This window comes from Burkholderia sp. IMCC1007 (genome assembly GCF_027257875.1).
GTDB lineage: Bacteria > Pseudomonadota > Gammaproteobacteria > Burkholderiales > Burkholderiaceae > Burkholderia.
Genome location: NZ_JAPVQY010000006.1, coordinates 109,646 through 125,186, shown reverse-complemented (window position 1 = coordinate 125,186; position 15,541 = coordinate 109,646). Strand labels below are relative to the sequence as shown.

The following is a 15,541-nucleotide window of genomic DNA, read 5'->3' as shown; positions in this document are numbered from 1 at the left end:
CTCGACGCGCACAGGCTTCATCGGATCCCGGCAACCGGAACGTTATCGAATGGCACGTCTGACCCGTCGCGAGTTTCTCATTGCATCCGGCGCCGCACTCGCTGGCTCGGCCCTGCCGGCCGCCGCTGCTACACCGGCCCCCGACGGCGCGCGGGTGCGCGGCGGTACGCTGAACGTGCTGATCAATCCGGAACCGCCGGTGCTGGTGTCGCTGTTCCAGACGACCGGGCCGACGCTCGCCGCAAGCTCGAAGGTCCACGACGGCCTGCTCGCGTACGACTTCGACCTGCAGCCGAAACCGCAGCTCGCGACCGCATGGCAGGTCAGCCCGGATGGGCTGCAATACCGCTTCACGCTGCGCCGTGGCGTCAAGTGGCACGACGGCCGGCCGTTCACGTCGGCCGACGTCGCGTTCTCGATCGGCCTGCTCAAGCAGGTGCATCCGCGCGGTCGCAGTACGTTCGCGAACGTGACCAAGGTGCTGGCCTCCGATCCGACCACCGTCGTCGTCGAGCTGTCGAAGCCGGCGCCGTTCCTGATCCGCGCGTTGTCGGCCGGCGAGTCGCCGATCGTCGCGAAGCATCTGTACGAGTCGGGCGACCCGCTGTCCAATCCGCACAATCACGCGCCGGTAGGCACCGGTCCGTTTCGCTTCCGGTCGTGGACGCGCGGTGCAAGCATCGTCTACGAACGCAACCCGGACTACTGGGACGCCGGCAAGCCGTACATCGACGCGCTCGTCTACCGGGTGATCCCGGATCCCGCCGCGCGCTCCGCGGCCTTCGAGACGGGCGCGCTCGACCTCGGCGGCGAGAACCCCGTTCCGCTGACCGACCTCGCGCGCCTGACGCAGCTGCCGCATCTGGCCGTCGAGACGCGCGGCTACCGCTTCCTCGCGCCGCAGGCCGAAATCGACTTCAATCTCGATCATCCGGTGCTGAAGGATCGGCGCGTGCGCCAGGCGATCGCGCATGCGATCAACGTGCAGGTCGTGCAGAAGACCGTCGCGTACGGCTACGCGGACGTATCCACGACGCCGATCACGCCCGCTTCGCCGTATCACGACGCGCAACTCGCGCCGATCCCGTTCGATCCCGCCGCGGCCGAGAAGCTGCTGGACGCGGCGGGCTATCCGCGCCGCTCGGGCGGCACGCGCTTCGCGCTGATTCACGACTACCTGCCGTACGGCGACCTGTATCGCCGGCAGGCCGACTACGTGAAATCCGCGCTGGCGCGCATCGGGATCGACGTGACGGTTCGCTCGCAGGATCTGCCGTCGTTCCTGAAGCGCGTGTACACCGATCGCCAGTTCGACTTCACGAGCATCGGCGTGAACACGCTGTTCGATCCGAGCGTCGGCGTGCAGCGGCTCTACTGGTCGAAGAACATCCGGCCCGGCGTGCCGTTCTCGAATGCGCCGCACTACAGCAGTCCCGACGTCGATCGGCTGCTCGAAGCGGCTTCCGTCGAAATCGACGAACGCCGTCGCGTCGTGCTGTACCGGCAGTTTCAGGAAGCGGTCAGCCGCGACCTGCCGATCCTGAACCTGATCGCGCCGCGCATGGTGACGCTCGCGAATCGCCGCGTGCACGATCACACGGTGACGGCCCAGGGGCTCGAGGGCAACCTTGCCGACGTCTACCTGAGCGCGTGACCCACACAAGAGGAGAGCGCCCGCGATGACTCGACGCGCACGCTGGCACACGATCGTGCGCCGCACCGCCTGGCAGGCCGTACCGACCGTGGTCGGCATCGTGATCGTCAATTTCTTCCTGCTGAAGCTGATGCCGGGCGACGCGGCCGACGTGATCGCCGGCGAGGCCGGCTCCGCGACGGTCGAGACGATGACCCTGCTGCGCGCGAAGTTCGGCCTCGACCAGCCCATCTTCCACCAGCTCGCCGCATACCTCACGAATCTGTCGCATTTCAGCCTCGGCTATTCGCCGCGCTACGACATGCCGGTGATGCAGCTGATCCTGTCGCGCCTGCCGAACACGCTGCTGCTGATGGGCGCCGCGCTGTCGTTCGCGCTCGTCATCGGCGTCGCGCTCGGGGCCGTGATGGCGCACTGGGCCGGCAAATGGCCGGACCGCGTGCTGTCGGTGTTCGCGTTGCTGTTCTATTCGACGCCCGGCTTCTGGATCGGCCTGCTCGCGATCGTGCTGTTCTCGGTGCGCCTCGGCTGGCTGCCGAGCGGCGGCAACGTGACGATCGGCGCGCATGCGGGCGGCGTCGCATATCTGGCCGACGTCGGCCGGCACGTGTTGCTGCCGGCGCTGACGCTGTCGACCTTCTTCGTCGCGATCTATGCCCGGCTCACCCGCGCGGCGATGCTCGAAGTGCAGCGGCAGGATTTCGTGCGCACCGCGCAAGCGAAAGGGCTGCATCCGTGGCGCGTCACCGTCGGCCACGTGCTGCGCAATGCGCTCGTGCCGCTGACCACCGTCGTCGGCATGCATTTCGGCACGCTGCTCGGCGGTGCCGCCGTGACCGAAACCGTATTCAGCTGGCCGGGGCTCGGCCGGCTCGCGCTCGATGCGGTGCTCGCGCGCGATTTCAGCGTGCTGCTCGGCGTGCTGCTGCTGTCGTCGCTGCTGGTGATCGTCGCGAACGCGCTGGTGGACCTGTTGCAGGCGTGGCTCGACCCGCGGGTCGAGTAACGCATTTCCGTCGTGGTTCTCGTGCAGAGGGGTGCAATGCGTACCGATTCGTCGAATTTCGATTCCGCCGCCGCTCGCGGCGGGGCGCCCGGCTCGCCGTGGCGGCGCCAGCTTACCGGCACGCTGTTCGGCCGCCGTGCGGCAGGCGCACCTGCCGCGGGCCCGGCACGGCCCGGCACGTGGCGGCTGTTGCTGCGCAATCCGTCGGCGTGCGCGGGGCTCGTGCTGCTCGCCGCGTTCGTCGTGCTCGCGATCGCCGCACCGATGCTGTTTCCGGGTGACCCGCTCGACATGGTCGCGACGCCGTTCGAATGGCCTGGCGCCGATCCGCAGTATTGGCTCGGCACCGACTCGCTCGGCCGCGACGTCGCGGCCGGCATCGCGCACGGCACGCGCGTGTCGCTGCTGATCGGCGCGGCGTCGGCCGCGATCGGCCTGGCGATCGGGACGCTCGTCGGCGCGATCGGCGGCTACTTCGGCGGCGTCGTGGACAACGTCCTCGTGCGCGTGACCGAGCTGTTCCAGACCATCCCGTCGTTCCTGCTCGTGATCGTGATCGTCGCGATCGGCCGGCCCGATGTCGTCGTGATCGCACTCGCGATCGGCATCGCGTCGTGGCCGACCGTCGCGCGAATCGTGCGCGCCGAGTTCCGCGTGCTGCGGCGCGCGGACTTCGTGATCGCCGCGCGCACGCAAGGCTTCGGCGACGCGCGCATCATCGTCGGCGAGATCCTGCCGAATGCGCTGCCGCCCGTGATCGTCACCGCGTCGGTGATGGTCGCGAGCGCGATCCTGATCGAATCGTCGCTGTCGTTTCTCGGCATGGGGGACCCGAACGTGGTGAGCTGGGGCGCGATGATCGGCTTCGGCCGCGACTCGCTGCGCACCGCGTGGTACCTGACCGCGATCCCGGGCGCCGCGATCGTCGTCGCCGTGCTCGCGCTCAACCTGCTCGGCGACGGGCTCAACGATGCACTGAACCCGCGGCTGCGGCACCGCCACTGAGGAGCGACGATGACCACTCTGCTTGAAGTGCGCGACCTGCACGTCGGGTTCGGCGCGCACGACGCGGTGCGCGGCGTCAGCTTCGACATCGCGGCCGGCGAGACGCTCGCGCTCGTCGGCGAATCCGGTTGCGGCAAATCGGCCACCGCGCTGTCGCTGATGCGGCTCGTGCCCGAGCCTGGCCGGGTGACCGGCAGCATCCGGTTCGACGGACACGACCTGCTTGCGCTGAAGCCCGCGCAGATGCGCGACCTGCGCGGACGGCAGATCTCGATGATCTTTCAGGAGCCGATGACGTCGCTCAATCCGGTGCTGACGATCGGCGCGCAGATCGTCGAGACGTTGCGCCAGCACGAATCGCTGTCGCGCCGCGCCGCACACGCGCGGGCGGTCGAACTGCTTGATCTCGTGCGGCTGCCGGAGCCGCAGCGCCGCGTGTTCGACTATCCGCACGAGCTGTCCGGCGGGCAGCGCCAGCGCGTGATGATCGCGATCGCGGTGGCCTGCCGCCCGCGGTTGCTGATCGCCGACGAGCCGACGACCGCGCTCGACGTGACGATCCAGTCGCACATCCTCGCGCTGCTCGATACGCTGCGGCGCGAACTGTCGATGTCGTTGCTGCTGATCACGCACGATCTCGGCGTCGTCGCCGATCACGCGGACCGCGTCGCGGTGATGCTGGCCGGCCGCAAGGTGGAGGAGGCGCCGGCGGCGGAGCTGTTCGCGCGGCCGCGCCATGCGTACACGCGCGGGCTGCTCGGCGCGTCGCTGAATCTCGCGGACGATCTGCACTATCGCGGATGGACGTTGCCCGAGATCCGTCACGGCGCAGGCGATGCGGAGGGCGGCTTCACCGTCGTGCCGCGTGCGGCGCGCACGGGGCCGCACGTGTCGTCGCTGGCCGCGGTTTCGGCACAGCGCACGCCGGCTGCGAACGATGCGCCGCCGTTGCTCGCGGTACGCAACCTGAGCGTCGACTATGCGCAGCGGCAGTCCAGGACGCCGCTGCGCGCGGTGGACGACCTGTCGTTCGACATCGCGCGCGGCGAATCGGTCGGGCTCGTCGGCGAGTCGGGCTGCGGAAAATCCACGCTGTCGCGGGCGATCATGCGCGTCGCGCCGGTTGCGCAGGGCGAGATCCAGCTGAACGGCACCGACCTCGTGCCGCTCGACGAGCGCGCGCTGCGCCCGCTGCGGCGGCAGGTCCAGATGGTGTTCCAGGATCCGTATGCGTCGCTCAATCCGCGCCGCACGGTCGAGCAGATCCTCGACACGACGCTCGCCGTCAACGGCGTGACGGACGCCGCGGCGCGCCGTTCGAGGGTACGGACGATACTGGAGCGCGTGCGCCTGCCGTCCACCGCGCTCGGCCGGTTCCCGCACGAATTCTCGGGCGGGCAGCGGCAGCGGATCGCGATTGCACGCGCGCTGGTGCTCGAACCGTCGCTGCTGATCTGCGACGAGCCCGTGTCGGCGCTCGACGTGTCGATCCAGGCGCAGATCCTGAACCTGCTGGTCGACCTGAAGGCGCAGCTCGGTCTTGCGTTCCTGTTCATTTCGCACGACCTGTCGGTCGTCCGCTACATCGCCGATCGCGTGCACGTGATGCAGCGCGGACGAATCGTCGAGAGCGGCGACCATCGCGAGCTCTGGCGCGCGCCCCGGCATCCGTACACCCGGACGCTGCTCGACGCGATACCGGGAAACAGGCTGGATGCGCGGGTCGCCTGAAGCGGGGCTGCGCGTCCGCATATCGATCGAAGAATTCGTTGGTTGGGGTATGCCGGCGCCGCGCATAGAGTCGCGGATCCGGCCGCCGGCCGGCGTGGGCCGTGAACGGACGATGCATAGCGGGTCCGCGCGCGGCGCCGCGAATCAACCTGGGTGCTGACTGCGATGAGTCGAGATGTATTGTTTCTGCTGGAGCCGGGTTTCAGTGATCCGAAGTATCCGGGCGAGCGCTTCGTCTGCCCGCACGGGCTGTCGATCGAAGGGCTGCTCGCGAGCGATCCGGCACGCGCCGCGCGCGTCGACGTGAGGCGGGTCGCGTTCGAGCGGCCGCGCCACGCGGTGATCGACGCGCTCGACGATGCCCATCAGGGGCTGCCGGTGCTCGTGCTCGGCAGCGACCAGCCCGCACCGGACGATGCCGGCACGCTCGGCGACGTTCGTTTCGTCAACGACGCGCGCCGCATCGTCGAGTTGCTGGTCGAGCGCCACGGTTTTCCGAAGGTGCATTGACGAAACCGGATACGTGGCCGGCCGATGCAGTGCATTGGCCGGGCATGCACCGACCGCTACATCGCCGCCAGCGCATCGAAAGATTCACCCCCCGGAAGCACGGCCCACGAATCCGGTCCTGCGTTGATCTCATCGACGCTCAGCAAGCACGCGTCCAGCTCACGCTGCAACCGCACGCGATCGATCGCCTGCCCGATGAACACGATCTCCTGCCGGCAGTCGCCGACCGGCTCTTCCCATTTCTTCAGCACCCCGTCGCGGCGATAGTCGTCGCGCGGCCAGTCCGACGGCGGAACGAAGCGCCACCACGGTCCGGCGTAGCCCCATTGAAACGCGCCGCCCGTCTGCACGAGCATCCCGATCTCCGCGTGCCGGTGCGCGGCCCACAGATAGCCCTTGCAACGCAGCAGCCGGCCGTTCGTCCACGGGCGGCGCAGCCACGCGAGCAGGCGAGCCGGATGAAGCGGCGTGCGCTCGCGGTAGACCCACGACGTGATCCCGTATTCATCCGATTCCGACGGCCGCTCGTCGATGTTCATGCGCTGCATCCAGCCCGGCGCTTCGACGAGCGACGGCAGATCGAAGCGACGCGTATCCAGCACCTCGGACGGATCGATTCCACCGTGTTGCATCGGCAGTATCCGCGCCGACGGATTCAGCGACGCGAGTGTCGCGCGCAGCCGGTCGAAACCCGCGTCGCCGATCCGGTCGTATCGGCTGACGAGAATGACGTTCGCATATTCGACCTGCTCGATCAGCAAGTCCGACAACTTGCGCGGCGGCTGCGCATCGCCGTCGTTCCCGGGCGTGGCTTCATCCGGCGTAATCGTATCCACCGACGCGACCATGTCCTCGAACGTCTCGCCGTTCACCACCGTCACCAGCGTGTCGAGCCGCGCGAGTTCGCTGAGACTGAAACCGTTCTGATCGAGGAACGCGAATGTTTCAGCGACCGGCATCGGCTCCGATATGCCGGTCGATTCGATCAGCAGATAGTCGAAGCGGCGCTGCCGCGCGAGCGCGCTGATCTGCTCGAGCAAATCGGCACGCAGTGTGCAGCAGATGCAGCCGTTGCTCATCTCGACCAGCTGATCCTCGCCGTGATGCAGCTCGACGTTGTGCCGCACGTCGTCGGCGTCGATGTTCACGTCGCTCATGTCGTTGACGATCACCGCGACCTTCAGGCCGGCGCGGTTGCGCAGCACGTGATTGAGCAACGTCGTCTTCCCCGCGCCGAGGAAACCGGACAGCACGGTGACCGGAATCCTCAGCGGAGGGGCGGCCGGTGCCGGCCGATTCCCCGGCGCGATCATGCGTGCGGCTCCGTCGCGCGTTCGAGGTAGCCTTCGAACAGGTCGACCACGACGAGGCCGTCGTCGGCGGCATCGCCCCACAGGTCCTTTACGCGGAACTCGACGTGATAGGTCGGCTGATGCGCGGCGCTGGTGTCGCCGTGGCCGATCGCGTCCGGAAACGGCCACGATTCGGTCGTCCGGTGCAGCACGACGCCTGCCTTGCCGCGCACGTAGCCCGGCGCGCGGATGTGTCCGCTCACGTATTCGTCGCGGACGACGACCCGATCGCCGACCTCGAACCGCGTCGAGTCCGACGGCGCGGCCCGGCCGCCGGAAGCCGGCGGGTTCGCGAGCCGGAAATGCGAGCCGAGCGCGCGGTCGAGTTCGTCCTGCGTGAGCACGCCGGTTTCGACGAGCAACGTTGCCGTCGCGATCACGTAGCGCTCGTAGTAGCGCGTGCCGACGTGCTGGCGCACGTCGATGCGTTCGACCGCGTGACGGACTTCGTCGACGCTGAATTTCTTCAGCTGGTCGACGCCGACGAACATCAGGCTGTACGCGAGATGCTCCCAGTCCTCCTTGAAGACCGGCTTGTAGCCGAGGCTGTTGATCGTGTGCGGCACCCGGCCGAAGCCCTGAAAGCCGCCGAGGTCGTGAAAACCGTCCATGTGTGATCTCCGGAATGAAGTCGATAGGGGCGTGCGCGCGGTTCAGCCGACGCGCGGCAGCGCGACGCCGATCAGCACGTCCTTGGTGACGAGGGTGCGCAGTTGCGCTTCGCTCATGTGCTCGCTGCCGGCCGGCCGCACCGGCAGCACGAGATAGCGGCTTTCGGCGCTGGTGTCCCACACCTTCACGACGACGTCGTCGGGCAGATCGGTGCCGAGTTCCCGCAGCACGGTGCGCCCCTCGCGGACGAGCCGCGCCCGATATTCGAAGCCCTTGTACCACTCGGGCGGCAGCCCGAGCACCGGCCAGTTGGTACACGAGCACAGGCTGCAGACGATCACGTTCTTCAGCGTCGGCGTGTCTTCGAGCGCGACGATGTATTCGCCCTGCGGGCCGGTGTAGCCGAACTGCGCGCACGCGGCCGTGCCGTCCTTCAGCAGCAGGTCGCGAAACGCCGGATCGACCCACGCACGCGCGACGATGCGCGCGCCGTTGGCCGGATCCCAGGTCGAGGACATCAGCTCGGTCAGGCCTTCGATATAGCCGTCGGGGATCAGGTTCTTCTCTTTCATCACGCGAAACAGCGCGCGGGCACGTTCGCCGGGCGTCGACGCTGTTTCCGGGGAGGGGTTCGCGCTCATCGGGGGCTCCTTGTAGTGGTTGGCGGCGACAACCGTCACGTCGTGCCGGTCACGCTCGATGAGCAGGGTAAGAAGAGAAAAAGCCGGGTTCTTTGCCGACACGGATCGGAAACTGTGCTGACGCGGTCCCGTCGCGGCAGCGGCCGCGGCGAGCCGCCATATCGGCGAAAAACCTCGCCGCGGGCGCGTTCCCCGGTGTACGCCGACGGCCGGCGACACCCGTTTCTTGGCCGTGGCATGGCGCCGGCGGCACAGGCCCGCCACAACCAATTTCTTGTTCCGCCGGAAAACAGAAACGCGGATTTTGCCTTTCTATTCTCATCCTCAAGCGACGGCCGTCCGATGTCGCGAATCGCCGGCACCCCGATGCGCCGGCGGAACAACAGTCAGCCAGTACCCGCGTTTCCCGCGTCCGGCAACGGTTTCCGTTCGTCGCACGTCGGGCGCGGCGGTGTCTGCGCATCCAGGTGAGGAGCATGATGGAGAGCGTCAACAGAATGAAACTGAAGCGAATCGCGCGCTGGATCGGCGTGTCGCTGATGATGGTGGCCTCGCACTACGCGGGCGCGGTGGAAGTCGATCCCGGCGACTACGAGCAGTATCCGGTCGGCGCGACGATCGGCGTGCTGTACTACAACTATTCCGCGACGAATGCGTACTACGCGAACGGCAAGCGCACGCCCGATTTCGACCTGCAGTCGAATATCGGCATCGCCCGCCTGCTGCATGTGTTCCAGCTCACCGACAGGCTCACGATCGATCCGCAGGTGTTGCTGCCGTTCGGCCACGTGAGCGGCTTCGGCAACGCGAGCGCGCTCGGCAGCACGAACGGCGTCGGCGACGTGATCCTGACCGCGCCGCTGAAATTCCGGCTGAACGACGCGAAGGACGTCGTCGCGGCGACCGTCTACGTGTATGCGCCGACCGGCAGCTACGACCAGAACCGCGGCCTCAATCTCGGCGCCCATCGCTGGTCGCTCGATTTCCAGGCGGCCTACGTCAAGCACTTTTCGCCGCAGTGGGCGCTCGATCTCGTCGGCGACGCGATCTGGTACGGCAACAACACGTCGTACGGCGCGAGCAGCGCAACGCTGCATCAGCGGATGAGCTACAGCGCGCAGGCAATGGTGCGTTACATGCCCGATGCCGGCACGTCGCTCGGGATCGGCATCACGCAGCTCTGGGGCGGCGAAACGCGCGTCGACGGCGTCGACAACAACGATGCGCTTCGCACCACGCGCATGCGGATCACCGCATCGAAATTCGTGACGAAGGCCGACCAGGTCCAGATCCAGCTCGGCACCGACCTGAGCGTGCACAACGGGCCGAGGAACAGCGTGCTGGCCGGCTTGCGTTACGCGCACATCTTCTGACGACGACGCCGCCGACGACGCCGACGCCACCCGTCACGTCATTTCCCGAACGTCGAACCCTCGACACCCGATTGCCTTCACCGAGAGGTCAGCATGGAATCCGCCATCGACAAGCACCTGCTTTGCCCGCGCACGCTTTCGCGTCGCGTGTCCGACGACTACCAGCCGCCGTTTCCGATGTACGTGGCGCGCGCCGCGGAAGACCTGAGCCAGGTCGTGATGGGCTATTTCGGCGTGCAGTATCGCGGCGCCGACCAGCGCGCCGCGGCGCTGGCCGCGTTGCGCCGGATCGTCGCCGATTTCGGCGCGCAGGACGGCCCGCAGAGCCACGATCTCACGCAACACACCGACGACCAGGGGTACGAGAACCTGATCGCCGTCGGCTACTGGCGCGACCCGGCCGCGTACGCGCGCTGGATCGCCGCGCCGGCGCTCGCCGAATGGTGGGCGTCCGACGCGCGGCTTGCCGACGGGATCGGCTACTTCCGCGAAATCGTCGCGCCGCGCGCCGAGCAGTTCGAGACGCTGTATGCATTCACGAGCGATTTCCCCGGCGTCGGCGCGATCATGGACGGCGTCAGCGGCGAGATCGAGGAGCACGGCTACTGGGGATCGATGCGCGACCGGTTCCCGATCTCGCAGACCGACTGGATGAACGCGGACGGCGAGTTGCGCGTCGTCGAAGGCGATCCGTCCCGCGGCGGCCGCGTGGTCGTGCTGGCGCACGACAACATCGCGCTGATCCGCTCCGGGCAGGACTGGCGTGCGGCCGAGCGCGACGAGCGCCGGCTGTATCTCGACGAGATCGAACCGACGCTGCGCAGCGGGATGGACTTTCTGCGCGACAACGGCACCGCCGTGGGCTGCTACAGCAACCGTTACGTGCGCTCGATCGACGTCGACGGCAACCTGCTCGACGAGAGCTACAACATCGGCCACTGGCGCTCGCTCGATCGCCTCGAACGCTGGGCGGAATCCCATCCGACGCACCTGCGGATCTTCGTCACGTTCTTCCGCGTCGTCACCGGGCTGTCGAAGCTGCGGCTGTACCACGAGGTGTCCGTGTTCGACGCGAAGCACCAGATCTACGAATACGTGAACTGCCACCCGCGCACCGGGATGATGCGCGACGCCGTTATTACCGCCCGCTGAACCCTGCCGGCGCCGCGCGCAGCAGGCGGCGCCGCTTACCGAACTGGAGAACGTCGATGGCCATCAAACGCCCGACCCGCGAACAACTGTCCGACATCGCAGCCGGCTTCGGCTTCCATGTCGATGCCCGTCAGCTTGCCGATTACGACGACGCGCTGCAGGCGAACTTCGACGCGTACGACGCGATCGACGCGCTGCCCGACTACCTGCCTGTCGTCGCGTATCCGCGTACGCCCGGCTATCGCCCCGAAGGCGACGAGAATCGCTACGGCGCATGGGCGCGCAAGAGCACGATCCAGGGCGCCGGCGCCGGCAAGCTGCACGGCAAGACGGTGGCCGTGAAGGACAACATCTGCGTCGCGGGCGTGCCGATGCGCAATGGCGCGAGCACGTTCGAGGGCTACGTGCCCGACGTCGACGCGACCGTCGTGACGCGCATGCTCGACGCCGGCGCGACGATCGCCGGCAAGTCGACCTGCGAGTACTACTGCTTTTCCGGCGGCTCGCACACCAGTGCGTCGGGGCCGGTGCACAACCCGCGCAAGGCGGGGCACTCGACCGGCGGCTCGTCGTCCGGCAGCGGTGCGCTCGTCGCGAGCGGCGAGGTCGACCTGGCGCTCGGCAGCGATCAGGGCGGCTCGGTGCGGATCCCGTCCGCCTACTGCGGCATCTACGGGATGAAACCCACGCACGGGCTCGTGCCGTACACCGGCGCGATGCCGATCGAGGCGACGGTCGATCACCTCGGGCCGATGACGGGCAACGTGATCGACAACGCGCTGCTGCTCGACGTGATCGCCGGCGACGACGGGCTCGATCCGCGCCAGCGGGCATTGCCGGCGCGCGCCGATTATCTCGGCACGATTCGCGATGGCATCGCCGGCCTGCGGATCGGTTTGCTTACCGAATCATTCGGGCTCGCGAATGCCGAAGCGGTGGTCGACGAGGCCGTGCTTGCCGCCGCGCACCGGCTGCGCAAGCTGGGCGCGCGCGTCGAGGAGGTATCGGTGCCGCTGCATGCGGCCGGCACCGCGATCTGGCTGCCGATCGCCGCGGAGGGCGCGACGCAGCAGATGATGAAGGGCAACAGCCACGGCTTCAACTGGGGCGGCCTGTACGTGACCGGCATGATCGATCACCATGCGGGCTGGCGCGAGCGGGCCGACGAACTGCCGGATACCGTGAAGGTGACGATGCTCCTCGGCGAATACTTCACGAGCCGCTATCGCGGCCGCTACTACGCGAAATGCCAGAACCTTGCGCGCCGCTTGCGGGCGGATTACGACGCGGCGCTGCAGTCCTTCGACCTGCTGCTGATGCCGACGGTGCCGATGCGCGCGTCGCAGCTGCCGGCGCCGGATTGTGCGATGTCCGAGTCGCTGACGCGCGCGTTCGAGATGCTCGCGAACACCGCGCCGTTCGATGTGTCCGGGCATCCGGCGATGTCGCTGCCGTGCGGCGTCGCGGAAGACCTCCCGATCGGGCTGCAACTGGTCGGGCGGCGCTTCGACGAGGCGACGATCTACCGCTGCGCGTATGCGTATGAACAATCGTCCGACTGGCAGCGGACGACTTTCGCGTGACCGGACGTGCGCGATAGCGGATGCTCGCCGTGCACGTGCCGTGCCGTACGCCGGCCCCGCGCGCGACGCGGCGTCCGGCGGCCGAACCGTTGGACACAGCGTTTTTGAACGGGCACGCTATGGCAGCTCGTTCGCTTAACCCGTAGGGCACGATCATGACCACGTATCCGATCCTCCCCGCCGCGCATGGCGACGCACCGGCCGCCGTTCCGGCCGGCGCGTCGTGCGAGTGGACGAACGCATCGATCGAAGTCGCGGCCGAAGGTTCGGTCAGCCAGCGGATCGAATTCTGGCGCGAGACGATCCTGCGTCTCTTCGCGGACGTGCAGATCGCGGCCGTCCAGAAGAGCGACTTCTTCGGGATGGTGCGGCAGCGCAAGTGCGAGAAGATGCGGATCTCGGAGATCCACGCGAGCGAGCAGGCCGTCACGCGGTGCTATCGCCAGGCCCGCAACGAATACGAGGACAAGTATTTCGCGGTACTGATGCTCGACGGCACGCAGTCGGTCGAACAGGACGGCAAGATCGTCACGCTGTATCCGGGCGACTTCGCGATCTACGACGCCACGCGGCCGCATCGGCTGCAGTTCGGCCAGGCGTGGCGCGAGATCGTCGTCAGCATTCCGCGCGCGACGCTCAATCAGCTCGTCGTCGGCATGGAGCGCCGCACCGCGTGCCCGATCCAGACGGGGCAGGGCGTCGGCAGCGTGATGCGGGCGTTCCTCGAACAGATGTCGTCGCAGATTCGGCATGTGTCCGAGGACGAGGTGCTGCAGTTGTCCGATACCGCGATCTCGCTGATCGCGATGACGCTCGGCACCCTGCAGCGCAACGATCTCGCGCAGTCGCGGATGAAGGCGCTGACGCTGATGCGCGTGAAGCGGCATCTGCTCGAGCATCTGCGCGATCCGGAGCTGAGCCCCGCGGCCATCGAGCAGGCGATGGGGATTTCGTCGCGCTACATCAACAAGCTGCTCGAGGCGGAGAACACGTCGCTGATGCGTTACGTATGGAACCTGCGGCTCGAACGGTGCGCGGAGGATCTCGCGAACCCGCAATGCGCGGTGCTGCGCGTGTCCGACATCGCGTTGCGCTGGGGCTTCAACGACATGTCGCATTTCAGTCGCGCGTTTCGCGAACGGTTCGCGATGTCGCCGCGCGCATGGCGGGAGCTGCGGTGCGCGGGCGATCGGTTGCAGGGGTGATGGTTTCAGGGCGTTCGCCGTGCGGGCGCGTATCGGGTTTGATGAGGGGGTTGTGCTGCGTCACCGTCCGCATGCGGATATCGACATAATCTTAAAATTAATCATTGTATTTTCTGTCGTATTCAGTCAACTCCCGCTTCGGTTTAATTCAACGCTAATCTCGATGATCGAGAAAATAATTCCTGTATTCGCCGATATAATCTTGACTCCGATATTGTCATTTAATTGAATTTTGTTGTGCGCACGGCAAGCGCAAAACCGCGTCGAATATCGTGGATTTTCCCGCAACAACTCGGAAATATTGTCGAATCCAGTGGCATTCGTCGTACTTAAACGGGGATCGATCTCGGCCGCGGAGGCGGCAAAATAACGTAAATGCCGGTGATTTGCCCCGACACCGGCCGCCATCCCGTTTCGAGCGCTCGCGATGGCTCGTCTTTTGCTTGAACGCCGCACGTCGATGGTCCGCCCCTGTTATCGGCGTCCTGCTTTCAGCCGACGCAGCACGATGTCTTTCAGTCGTGAAAGCCAATCGCAAAAACGCACCGGATCAAGGCGTCACGCGACCGGCTTTCAGGGCCAATCCGGAAAGGATTTTACGAATCGCCGTCGGCGAGAAAGCGCGCTCGCGGGCGCCCAAAATTTTTTCAAACCGTCCTTGATATTTGACCGGCGGTCGCACATCATTCGTACCACAAGAAAAGACGTCTGCATTTTTGTGCAACCGCTACGAAATGGGGACCAAAATGGCGCTGGAAATTCGCAGTCAAAATGTGGTGTTGAATGGTGGTTCGACGACTTTCAACTTCAATAATCCCGTCACGCAGTTTCTCGCCGGCGTCGCGTCGTTTCAGCTGTCGTTCGGCGACAGCGACGACCACCACATCGAGCAAATGAGCATTCAGCTCACGACGGGCAAGCCGAGCAGTCAGCAAATCACCGTCGGCGCGGCCGTCGTGTTCGACGATGCATCGGGGCATCCGATCGACAAGGAGGCGTCGTATGTCACCGTCTCCGTGATCGCGTGGACGGGCGCGCCCACGTCGAAGGTGTTGCTGAGCCCGCCTTATGCGGTGGCCGATCACAACCAGAGCCCGGGCATCCTGCTGCCCGGCACGCCGAATCCGGTCCTGCAGGCCACGCTCGCCGGGTTCTACCTGAGCTACGGCAACACGGATCATCATGTGGAGACCGTCACCGTATCGGTTGGTGCATCGTCGCCCATCAACAATACCTCGTCGATCTCGGCGATCGCCGCGATGCACGACGCGTCCGGCCACGTTGCGGCGAACCCGACCGCGACCGGCTCGCTGATCGCGACGTCGATCAATGACCCCGGTTTCGTGGTCGTACCGTATCAGGCGCAAATCGGTACGGGCGAGACGTCGATCCCGATGGGTGCCACGATCACCAATGCGGTCAGCTTTCTGACCGGATTCCAGGCGCAATACTCGAACTCGGACGACCACCACGTGCGCACCATCGGCGCCGGCCCGAACCAGACCGGTGTCGACCCGAACAACCATTCGAATGCGCAGACGAGCGGCGTGTGGGCCTGGATGTACGACGGATCGAACAATCATCAGGACGACAGCAACAGCTACGCGAGCATCGTCGTGGTCGGTCTCGTCGGCTGACGGGCGGGGGCGCCCGCCCCCGGTTGCCCGCACGCGCCACACCGGCGCGCTCATCTCGCTCATCTCTGTCAAGGAGAGCG

General features: G+C 66.7%; 14 protein-coding genes. 10 read left to right on the top strand and 4 right to left on the bottom strand.

What is annotated here, in order from left to right; all coding sequences use genetic code 11:
- The first annotated feature begins 49 nt into the window (after nucleotides 1-49).
- The 5 genes from O1Q03_RS08435 (at nucleotide 50) to O1Q03_RS08415 (ending at nucleotide 5,906) form a co-directional block, all read left to right on the top strand.
- On the top strand, nucleotides 50-1,654 hold the full coding sequence (locus O1Q03_RS08435; RefSeq protein ID WP_269502751.1) for an ABC transporter substrate-binding protein: 1,605 nt from the start codon (nucleotides 50-52) through the stop codon (nucleotides 1,652-1,654).
- Between the two features lie 25 nt (nucleotides 1,655-1,679).
- Nucleotides 1,680-2,660, top strand: a complete 981-nt coding sequence (locus O1Q03_RS08430) for an ABC transporter permease (RefSeq protein WP_269502750.1) — start codon at nucleotides 1,680-1,682, stop codon at nucleotides 2,658-2,660.
- A gap of 36 nt (nucleotides 2,661-2,696) precedes the next feature.
- On the top strand, nucleotides 2,697-3,665 hold the full coding sequence (locus tag O1Q03_RS08425; RefSeq protein ID WP_269502748.1) for an ABC transporter permease: 969 nt from the start codon (nucleotides 2,697-2,699) through the stop codon (nucleotides 3,663-3,665).
- Between the two features lie 9 nt (nucleotides 3,666-3,674).
- The gene (locus O1Q03_RS08420) at nucleotides 3,675-5,396 is read left to right on the top strand and encodes an ABC transporter ATP-binding protein (RefSeq protein ID WP_269502746.1); all 1,722 of its coding nucleotides are present in this window, start codon (nucleotides 3,675-3,677) and stop codon (nucleotides 5,394-5,396) included.
- Nucleotides 5,397-5,561: 165 nt separating this feature from the next.
- Nucleotides 5,562-5,906 carry a DUF3088 domain-containing protein gene (locus tag O1Q03_RS08415; RefSeq protein WP_269502745.1) on the top strand — a complete coding sequence of 115 codons (345 nt, stop codon included), beginning with the start codon at nucleotides 5,562-5,564 and terminating at the stop codon, nucleotides 5,904-5,906.
- A 56-nt stretch (nucleotides 5,907-5,962) separates the two neighbouring features.
- Here O1Q03_RS08415 and O1Q03_RS08410 read toward each other — a convergent pair whose 3' ends face one another.
- From O1Q03_RS08410 to nthA, 3 genes are read right to left on the bottom strand one after another with little or no spacing between them, the layout of a single operon-like run.
- On the bottom strand, nucleotides 5,963-7,219 hold the full coding sequence (locus tag O1Q03_RS08410) for a GTP-binding protein (RefSeq protein ID WP_269502744.1): 1,257 nt from the start codon (nucleotides 7,217-7,219) through the stop codon (nucleotides 5,963-5,965).
- Nucleotides 7,216-7,869 (bottom strand): nitrile hydratase subunit beta, encoded by a 654-nt coding sequence (gene nthB, locus O1Q03_RS08405; RefSeq protein WP_269502743.1) that lies wholly within the window; start codon nucleotides 7,867-7,869, stop codon nucleotides 7,216-7,218. Before nthB ends, O1Q03_RS08410 begins: the two co-directional genes overlap by 4 nt.
- A 42-nt stretch (nucleotides 7,870-7,911) precedes the next feature.
- The gene (gene nthA, locus O1Q03_RS08400) at nucleotides 7,912-8,511 is read right to left on the bottom strand and encodes a nitrile hydratase subunit alpha (RefSeq protein ID WP_269502742.1); all 600 of its coding nucleotides are present in this window, start codon (nucleotides 8,509-8,511) and stop codon (nucleotides 7,912-7,914) included.
- Between the two features lie 476 nt (nucleotides 8,512-8,987).
- Between nthA and O1Q03_RS08395 the strand changes: the two genes are divergently transcribed.
- From O1Q03_RS08395 to O1Q03_RS08380, 4 genes are all read left to right on the top strand, one after another.
- The gene (locus O1Q03_RS08395) at nucleotides 8,988-9,884 is read left to right on the top strand and encodes a transporter (RefSeq protein WP_332112522.1); all 897 of its coding nucleotides are present in this window, start codon (nucleotides 8,988-8,990) and stop codon (nucleotides 9,882-9,884) included.
- Nucleotides 9,885-9,977: 93 nt separating this feature from the next.
- Nucleotides 9,978-11,036: an aliphatic aldoxime dehydratase gene (oxdA, locus tag O1Q03_RS08390; protein WP_269502739.1), complete on the top strand. Its 1,059-nt coding sequence runs from the start codon at nucleotides 9,978-9,980 to the stop codon at nucleotides 11,034-11,036.
- A gap of 56 nt (nucleotides 11,037-11,092) precedes the next feature.
- A complete protein-coding gene (locus O1Q03_RS08385) occupies nucleotides 11,093-12,619 on the top strand; it encodes an amidase (protein WP_269502738.1) in 1,527 nt (508 codons plus the stop codon).
- A 155-nt stretch (nucleotides 12,620-12,774) separates the two neighbouring features.
- Nucleotides 12,775-13,824, top strand: a complete 1,050-nt coding sequence (locus O1Q03_RS08380) for a helix-turn-helix domain-containing protein (protein WP_269502737.1) — start codon at nucleotides 12,775-12,777, stop codon at nucleotides 13,822-13,824.
- Nucleotides 13,825-13,950: 126 nt separating this feature from the next.
- Here the strand turns inward: O1Q03_RS08380 and O1Q03_RS08375 are convergent, their stop codons facing one another.
- Complete coding sequence (locus tag O1Q03_RS08375; RefSeq protein ID WP_269502736.1) at nucleotides 13,951-14,232, bottom strand: hypothetical protein; 282 nt, start codon at nucleotides 14,230-14,232, stop codon at nucleotides 13,951-13,953.
- A gap of 338 nt (nucleotides 14,233-14,570) precedes the next feature.
- On the opposite strand from O1Q03_RS08375, the gene O1Q03_RS08370 reads away from it, so the two are divergent.
- Nucleotides 14,571-15,461, top strand: coding sequence for a hypothetical protein (locus tag O1Q03_RS08370; RefSeq protein ID WP_269502735.1), 891 nt, complete (start codon nucleotides 14,571-14,573; stop codon nucleotides 15,459-15,461).
- Nucleotides 15,462-15,541: the final 80 nt, after the last annotated feature.